This window comes from Rahnella sp. CJA17(1/100) (assembly GCF_963881615.1).
GTDB classification, from domain to species: Bacteria; Pseudomonadota; Gammaproteobacteria; order Enterobacterales; family Enterobacteriaceae; genus Rahnella; species Rahnella aceris.
In genome coordinates this window covers 494,951-503,010 of sequence record NZ_CAWOJA010000022.1, presented here as the reverse complement: position 1 = coordinate 503,010, position 8,060 = coordinate 494,951, and the positions used below count along the sequence as shown (strand labels likewise).

7 protein-coding genes are annotated in these 8,060 nt (G+C 48.9%); 5 read left to right on the top strand and 2 right to left on the bottom strand.

Annotation, left to right across the window (positions count from 1 at the left end):
* Positions 1-365 precede the first annotated feature (365 nt).
* Positions 366-1,835 carry a mannitol dehydrogenase family protein gene (locus AACU55_RS13685; RefSeq protein ID WP_134705621.1) on the top strand — a complete coding sequence of 490 codons (1,470 nt, stop codon included), beginning with the start codon at positions 366-368 and terminating at the stop codon, positions 1,833-1,835.
* Positions 1,836-1,895: 60 nt separating this feature from the next.
* Here the strand turns inward: AACU55_RS13685 and AACU55_RS13680 are convergent, their stop codons facing one another.
* Both AACU55_RS13680 and AACU55_RS13675 read right to left on the bottom strand, forming a co-directional pair.
* Entirely contained in the window at positions 1,896-2,627 is a 732-nt protein-coding gene (locus AACU55_RS13680) for an FCD domain-containing protein (RefSeq protein ID WP_013574656.1), read from the bottom strand.
* Between the two features lie 249 nt (positions 2,628-2,876).
* Positions 2,877-3,188 carry a hypothetical protein gene (locus AACU55_RS13675; RefSeq protein ID WP_134705620.1) on the bottom strand — a complete coding sequence of 104 codons (312 nt, stop codon included), beginning with the start codon at positions 3,186-3,188 and terminating at the stop codon, positions 2,877-2,879.
* 214 nt (positions 3,189-3,402) lie between these two features.
* Here AACU55_RS13675 and AACU55_RS13670 point away from each other — a divergent pair, with 214 nt between their 5' ends.
* The 4 genes from AACU55_RS13670 (at position 3,403) to AACU55_RS13655 (ending at position 7,903) form a co-directional block, all read left to right on the top strand.
* Positions 3,403-4,377, top strand: a complete 975-nt coding sequence (locus AACU55_RS13670; RefSeq protein WP_037036145.1) for a CobW family GTP-binding protein — start codon at positions 3,403-3,405, stop codon at positions 4,375-4,377.
* A gap of 60 nt (positions 4,378-4,437) precedes the next feature.
* Positions 4,438-5,151 carry a phosphatase PAP2 family protein gene (locus tag AACU55_RS13665; protein WP_013574653.1) on the top strand — a complete coding sequence of 238 codons (714 nt, stop codon included), beginning with the start codon at positions 4,438-4,440 and terminating at the stop codon, positions 5,149-5,151.
* 427 nt (positions 5,152-5,578) lie between these two features.
* Entirely contained in the window at positions 5,579-6,154 is a 576-nt protein-coding gene (mepS, locus tag AACU55_RS13660) for a bifunctional murein DD-endopeptidase/murein LD-carboxypeptidase (RefSeq protein ID WP_013574652.1), read from the top strand.
* 165 nt (positions 6,155-6,319) lie between these two features.
* A complete protein-coding gene (locus AACU55_RS13655) occupies positions 6,320-7,903 on the top strand; it encodes a cyclic di-GMP phosphodiesterase (RefSeq protein WP_240785634.1) in 1,584 nt (527 codons plus the stop codon).
* Positions 7,904-8,060 lie beyond the last annotated feature (157 nt).

Below are 8,060 nucleotides of genomic sequence, written 5' to 3'. Positions count from 1 at the left end.
GCAGTAAGATTGATAATACCGAGAGCTTGTGAAAGTTCCATTTAAAAAGGGTCCATGATGAGCATGAACCCTTTTTACACGAGCCACAGGATCGGTCAACTGATCCTTAAACGATCGGCATTACGCTGCGGCGTTCCTTTTTTATTGTCTGCATTTTGCGATTAATCCTTCAGACAGTGGATCTGCATCACAAAATGAGTGGCTATCTGGACTTACCAATTCCCCTTTCTATCATATGACTTTACACTCTAAGCCCTGATTTCGGCTTAAATCGTCGCTTTATCCAGCATAAAATTCAACTGACGGGTAAATAGCCCCAATTTGGCCTGACCAATTATTTATTTCTGACTTGCCTGGAGTATTGCATGAAAACTATTGCCACAGCGTCCCTGCCTGCAGCAGTGTCATTGCCTGCTTATGATCGCGATGCGTTAAAAAGCCGTATTGTTCATCTCGGATTTGGTGCCTTCCATCGCGCTCACCAGGCGCTACTGACCAACCGCGTGCTGAACCTCCAGGGGGGCGACTGGGGCATTTGCGAAATTAGCCTGTTCGGCAATGAAACGCTGATCCAGAGTTTGCGTCAGCAAAATCATCTGTTTACCGTGCTGGAAAAAGGCGCGGACGGCAATCAGGCGATTATCATCGGCTCTGCACATGAATCTGTGCACGGCGGGATTGACGGACTGGAAGCAGTACTTGAAAAACTCACTGAGCCACAGATCGCGATTGTTTCCCTGACCATCACTGAAAAAGGTTATTGCATTGAGCCGGGCACCGGCGAACTGGATCTGCAAAATCCAAAAATTCAGCAGGATCTGGCGGGCGGTCAGGCGCCGGGTACCGCTCCGGGCGTTTTAGTCGAAGCCCTGCGTTTACGTCATGAGCGCGGCTTACCTGGCTTCACCGTTTTATGCTGCGATAACATTCCTGAAAACGGTCTGGTGGTAAAAAATGCCGTACTGGGCATGGCGAAAGCACGTTCAGCAGAACTGGCGGAATGGATCGCCGGAAACGTCTCTTTCCCAAGCACCATGGTTGACCGTATTGTTCCTGCCGCGACGGAAAATACGCTGGAAGAAATCACCGAAGCCCTCGGAGGTGTGACCGATCCTTGCGGTATCGCCTGTGAACCCTTCATTCAGTGGGTCGTGGAAGACCATTTCGTGGCGGGCCGTCCGGACTGGGAAAAAGCTGGCGCACAGATGGTTGCCGACGTTTTACCTTTCGAACAGATGAAGCTGCGCATGCTGAACGGCAGCCACTCTTTCCTCGCCTATCTCGGCTATCTGGCCGGTTATCAGCACATCAACGATTGTATGGAAGATGCCAACTATAAGGCCGCTGCCCATCATCTGATGCTGCATGAACAAGCTCCGACGCTGAGCGTCGAGGGTGTCGATCTCGGTGCGTATGCTGACAGCCTGATTGCACGTTACAGCAACCCGGCGCTGAAACACCGAACCTGGCAAATCGCGATGGACGGCACCCAGAAACTGCCACAACGTATGCTCGATTCCATCCGCTGGCATGTTAAAAATGGTGGTTCCTATGAATTACTGGCGCTGGGCGTGGCAGGCTGGATGCGTTATGTCGGTGGTACTGATGATGCCGGGCAGCCCATTGAGATTAAAGATCCGATGGCTGAAACCGTCGCTAAAATTGTGGCATCAACCGAAGATGGCGAACCGCGGGTGAAAGCCCTGCTGGCCCTGACGGGCGTATTCGGTGAGCAATTGCCTCATGAAGAGAAAGTCGTAGCGGCCATAGTGAGCGCGTATGCCGATCTGCAAAGAATTGGCGCGAAGAAAACCGTGGCAAAATACGTAGGTTAAGCCCGGCAACTGAAGCTAAGAACGGCTGCTGCGGCAGCCGTTCTTATTTGTGCGGCGGTATCAGTCGTTCAGTTCTGAGGGGACTGAGGAAAAAAGGAATCCGTCAAAAGACGGATCATCGGCATCCGAAACCTGTAACAGCATATCTTTGACATTTTCCAGATGCTGCCACATCGCCTGCTTGGCGGCTTTCGGATCCCTGCGAAGTACTGCCTGCAAGATTGTCTGATGGTCCTGCAACCAAATCTGACTGTAGTTTTTATCGCCGACATGCTGATGGATCCCCTGCCACATGGAGCTGCGCTGGCGGATCAGCCACAGATCATCCACCAGTTTAACCAGCACACTGTTCTGGGAAGCCTGCGCCAGCAAGGCATGAAACCGCTGATCTTCAGCATCATCGGAGACACCACGTGCAATGCATTCTCGCTGTGCATCAATGGCATCGCGCATTTGCAGAATATCTGTCTTAGTGGCCTGCATCGCCGCAAAAGCTGCGACTTCGCTTTCCAGCAATTGCCGCGCCTGTAATAACTCGAACGGGCCATATCCGCTGTCAGCGCTTTCCGGCTGGCTATCTTCCGGTTGATGCAATACATAGACGCCGGAACCTTTACGCACTTCGACCACTTTTTCCAGCTCCAGCATGATCAGCGCTTCACGCACTACACTTCGGCTGACGGAATAAGACTCCGCAATGTCACGCTCCGGAGGGAGGCGATCGCCAGGGGCATATTTTCCGGCATGGATATCGCGACGTAAATGACCGCCTATCTCCTGATAAAGTCGCATGTTTTTGCCCCTTTCACTGACACAAGCTCAATTGGTCTGACATCTGATTAATCGTTCTGATGCCTGAAATAAGAGAGAAAATTATAACATGTCAGCAAAAAGGGAAAGGACAGGAATAGAAAACTGACGGCCCGATCAAGATTGGGCCAGCCAGTTCATAAAGTTGTCCGGCCACATAACGATACATTGCATTATCGCGCTCAATGACCGAAGCGAAACATATTAACGATACTAACTATTTACGGCTGCTTAGTTATAACTCACCGTCATCACCGCAAGGCGAGGATCATTATTAATATGCCGCGTGGTGACCTGCCCGAGAGACAAAGGCAAGGCGAAAGAAGAAGGATTTTGCGCATTCAGCGTATGAACTTGCCTCACCTGTTTTCCGCCACGATCACAGTCGCTGATCACCGCATTACGTGCGGCACTGAAGTGACATCCTCCGTCAACAATTGACCCGGTAATATGAATAATTCCGCCTGTTGCAGCGGCACTGGCAAACTGAATCGTCCCTGAGGCCATGACTCCCAAAAACAGTACACAGGTAATTCTGTTCATGGTGACACCTCATCATAACTATTAATTTTAAAGTTCCCGTAACCACAATTTAACATTAATATATCTAATTGAATTTACACGTCTGGAGGAAAAATAAATCTTGCTTGCCTGCCGGCAAAAATAAGCAATCCATGTCTTACATCGGCGCAACGCTGGATTTTCTTAAGGCGTCGCTGCACATTGGCGGGGAATTTTTCAAAAAGGATGTGCAACCATGACCAAAACCAACCTGATCACCGGCTTTCTGGGAAGCGGAAAAACCACCACGCTGCGCCACCTTCTGGCTCAGAAGCCTGAAGGTGAAAAATGGGCCGTGCTGGTGAATGAATTCGGCGAAGTCGGCATTGATGGTGCATTACTGGCTGACAGTGGTGCGGTTCTGAAGGAAATCCCCGGTGGTTGCATGTGCTGTGTGAACGGATTGCCAATGCAGGTCGGCCTGAATATGTTATTGCAGCAGGCTAAACCTGACCGCTTGCTGATAGAACCCACCGGGCTGGGGCATCCGAAACAGATTCTTTCTTTACTGACGTCTGACGTTTACAGCAACTGGCTGACACTCAATGCCACGCTTTGCCTGCTGGATCCGCGTCAGTTAAGCGATCAGCGGGTGACTGATAATGAAAACTTTCGCGATCAGTTAGCCGCAGCAGACATTATCGTGGCAAATAAGTCTGATGTGACGCAGGCGCAGGACACGCAGAAGCTGGACGAATGGTATCAGCAGAATGGTCACGAGCGACTTCTGGTGACGGCTTCGCAAGGTGAGATCGACCTGACATTACTTGATTTTCCGCGCCAGAATCTGGTTGAGTTACCGCAAGGTAAACATCATCACGCTCACGCCGCTAAACAAGGACTGGCTGCACTGAGCCTGCCGGGAAAACAGCGCTGGCGTCGCGCGCTGAATCAGGCTGACGGTTATACCAGTTGCGGGTGGATATTTGATGGCGAAACGCAGTTTGAGACCGCGGGCATTCTCGACTGGGCGCGCGCGGTGCCGGTTGATCGCGTCAAAGGGGTTATACGCATTAAAGAAGGCACATTACTGATTAACCGTCAGGGCAATGACTTACACATTGAAACGAAACCGGTGGCGCCGTTAGACAGCAGAATTGAGCTTATTACGCAAAATGAAGTGCAGTGGAATGCAATACAATCCTCCTTGTTGAAGATTCGTTTAAGTTGATCAGATTAAGTTAACGCTAACTAAGTTATTCCTTACTTTGCTAAGAATAGGTCTTCCTTTATGTGGCGCCGCAATATTCCCGCAATCCTGATACTCAATGTATTAGGTGTTGCCTTATTTTTATCTTTCTATTTGCCAGCAAACCATGGTTTCTGGTTCCCGATTGATAAATCGATTTTCTTCTTTTTTAATCAACATCTGGCCACTGATGCGTGGTTTCTGCACCTGGTCGCCGTGACCAATAATCGTGCCTTTGATCTGATTTCATTGCTGGCGATGGGAATCCTGTATCTGAGCTATTTCCTGAAGCAGGATAGCGACGGGCGTCGCCGGTACATCATTATTGGTGTCGTGATGTTGCTGACTGCCGTTGTGCTCAACCAGCTCGGACATTTATTGCCTGTCAGCCATAAAAGCCCGTCACTCAGCTTCCCGGGCGTAAACCGCGTGAGCGAACTGACCGGCATTCCCACCAAAGATGCTTCCAGCGACAGCTTCCCCGGCGACCATGGCATGATGCTGATTATTTTTTCATGTTTTATGCTGCGCTACCTGAGTAAGTCAGCATTCGCTGTCGCCTTGATCATCACCCTCATCTTCTCACTCCCACGCGTGATGATTGGTGCGCACTGGTTTACTGATATCGCGGTCGGCTCAATGTCCGTCGTGCTGGTCGGTGCCAGCTGGTGGCTGATGACACCAGCCAGCGATACGCTGATTAACTGGCTTGATCAAAAATTACCCGGTAAAAAAAATCCTAAGACACACGCATAATTTTGGATGCATACATAATATTTATGGCCCGGCAGATCTTTATGATTTGCCGGGCCTTTTTAAAGGATGTTTCTCAACGCCTCTGCGCTGTATTATGTCCCCTGAACGCGCTATTGATGCGGTTTTAACCCAAATTCGCGTAAAGATCACACAGCATTTTTAACATGTTTACTTACATCACCTTACATCACAATTTCTTATAAAAAATCTCATAATACCTCTCGCAATCACCTGTTCATTACGGTAATCTCCAATTCGCCTGTATAGAATTGTGTTAAAAACACCCCGGTTCAGGAAAAAAACGTGCTCCGACGCACATTTCCTCCCCCTGGTATTTGTCCCACAGATATATGGCAGGTAATCTCGCTTCGTTTGGCAATTTTAATAACGATTTCATCGTTAAGGACAGCAAGGGATAACAACAATAATGGTCAAGTCTCAACCGTTTCTGAGATATATCACGCGGATAATTCCCGCGATTGGTGCAGCAATTATTCTTTCTGCATGTAGTGGTACACATTCTTCGAACACAGAAAACGCGCAAACTGATATGCGTGCAGTAAATGGCAATGATGGCCTTCTACTGCAAGCCTCTCAGGATGAATTCGAAGCAATGGTTCGCAACGTCAACGTTAAATCCAAAATTATGGATCAGTACGCTGGCTGGAAAGGCGTTCGTTATCGGTTGGGCGGTGACAGCAAGCGTGGTATCGATTGCTCAGCGTTCGTTCAGGTAACATTCCGCGAACAATTTGGTATGGATTTACCTCGTTCAACCTATGAACAGGAAGAGAAAGGCAAGAAAATCCAGCGCACGAAACTGCGTCCGGGTGATCTGGTTCTGTTCCGTGCGGGTTCAACAGGCCGTCACGTCGGCATTTATTTAGGTAACGATCAGTTTGTACATGCGTCCACCAGCAACGGTGTGATGATTTCAAATCTGAAAGAGTCCTACTGGAATGCACGTTATCGTGAAGCAAGACGAGTTTTAGCTAACGGCTGATCCCGTTACCTTATGATTTAGTTCTTGTTGTCCTATGCCAAGCGAATAAAAAAACGTCATCTTTGGATGGCGTTTTTTTATGCCTGTAATAAAGTGTATGAAGTGTCTGTTGATTTTTTGACGACGTTATTCTTTTATTTCCTCTGCGCGAAAAGGGCAAAACATATGGGTTTAAAAACGGCGTTAACACACACCGTATTGCCCAAACATCTGTATTTAAAGAGAAGCCTGCTTTTTTCAGCCCTGTTTTTCATTTTATTTATCGCAGTTACCCTCACCGTTATTAAAACCAACAATCTCCGCGAACAAAATGAAATCGCGCAACGAACGGCACAATTTACTGCTGATTATCTGCGCCAGTTAACCGACACGATGCACAGAATCGGACTGCTCACGACAGAACCCTGCCATTCCATTGCCGGGGAATTAAACCGTGACGTCGCATTCAGCATTGGTGTTCGTGATTTTCAGCTGGTGCGTAATGGCATCGTTTTTTGTTCCTCGGCTTCCGGTAATCAGCACATTCCTGTAAACAGTACCCTGCATGACCTCGAATTTGATAACAACATGAGTATCGGCCTGCAGATGGGCACCCCTGCCGTCCCGAACCGCGCGGTGATCCTAATATGGCAGCGTAACCCCGGTGCAACGGACGATGGCGTGATAGCAACGCTGGAACTGACGTTGTCGCCGTATATGCTTTTTGCGCAGCCAGGTTCCGGCTACCGGGGTTTTGCACTGCTGGTGGGAGAGAGCGCACTGATTTCTTCTCAGGCCGGTCTGATCAAGGTCAGTGATTTGCCCCGCAGCCATTTTACTCAAGTCAAAATAGATAATTATCCTTTCAGCATTCGTCTCTACTCTCCTTCCCTGACCCGCGATAACATACTCTTTACGTTCTCAGGCGGCCTGCTGCTTAGCATGCTGGTTTGCGCGCTGATTTACCACAGCCTGCTGAACCGCCATAACGTTGAGCGTGAGGTTCTGCGCGGGCTGAAAAATAAAGAATTCTTTGTTGAATATCAGCCGGTTATCGACTCAAAAAGCCTGAAGGTAACTGGCGTTGAAGCCCTGCTGCGCTGGCAGCACCCCATTGAGGGGCCCATTCCGCCCGATGTTTTTATCAGCTATGCTGAAAATCAGGGGCTTATCGTCGACCTGACTCAACATATGATGGCTCTGGTGGCGGCGGACGCCCATACCTTGCAGCACGCTTTTCCCGGTCCGGGCAAACTCAGTATCAACATTTCCCCTCACCATATGAACAAAATCAGCTTTCATGACGATGTGATGAATTTTATTGAAGCGTTACCTGAGAATGCTTTCCAGGTGGTATTCGAAATTACAGAACGTGGAATGATTGATACACAAGGCGCATTACGGGAATTTAACTGGCTGCGCCGCCATAAGATTGAAATAGCCATTGACGATTTTGGCACCGGCCATAGCGCGCTGATCTATCTTGAGAAGTTCACGCTGGATTATCTGAAAATTGACCGCGGCTTTGTCATGTCGATTGATCAGAACACCCTGATCGCCCCGGTGCTGGATACCGTCCTTAAACTCACGGAAGAACTGAAGATCAAAACCGTAGCCGAAGGCGTCGAAACCCAGATGCAGGCGGAGTATCTGCGCAATCACGGCGTGACCTATTTACAGGGATATCTGTACAGCAAATCGCTCGGTGTTCCTGAGCTGCTGGACTTTATACGTGATTTCAATGAGAAAGAAGCCACCTGGCAGATTTGACCTGCATCAGTCCCGCATCTTTTGTTCCGTTTTTCTTTTAGGCGTCTGCATCCGGTTGTGATAAAAAGGCCAAAATCAGGGACAAAACCGAAGAGTCGTGCGTGACAAAATCTTTGCTTTCAATTGATTAATATCGAAATAGCCCGCGGCAATGCCG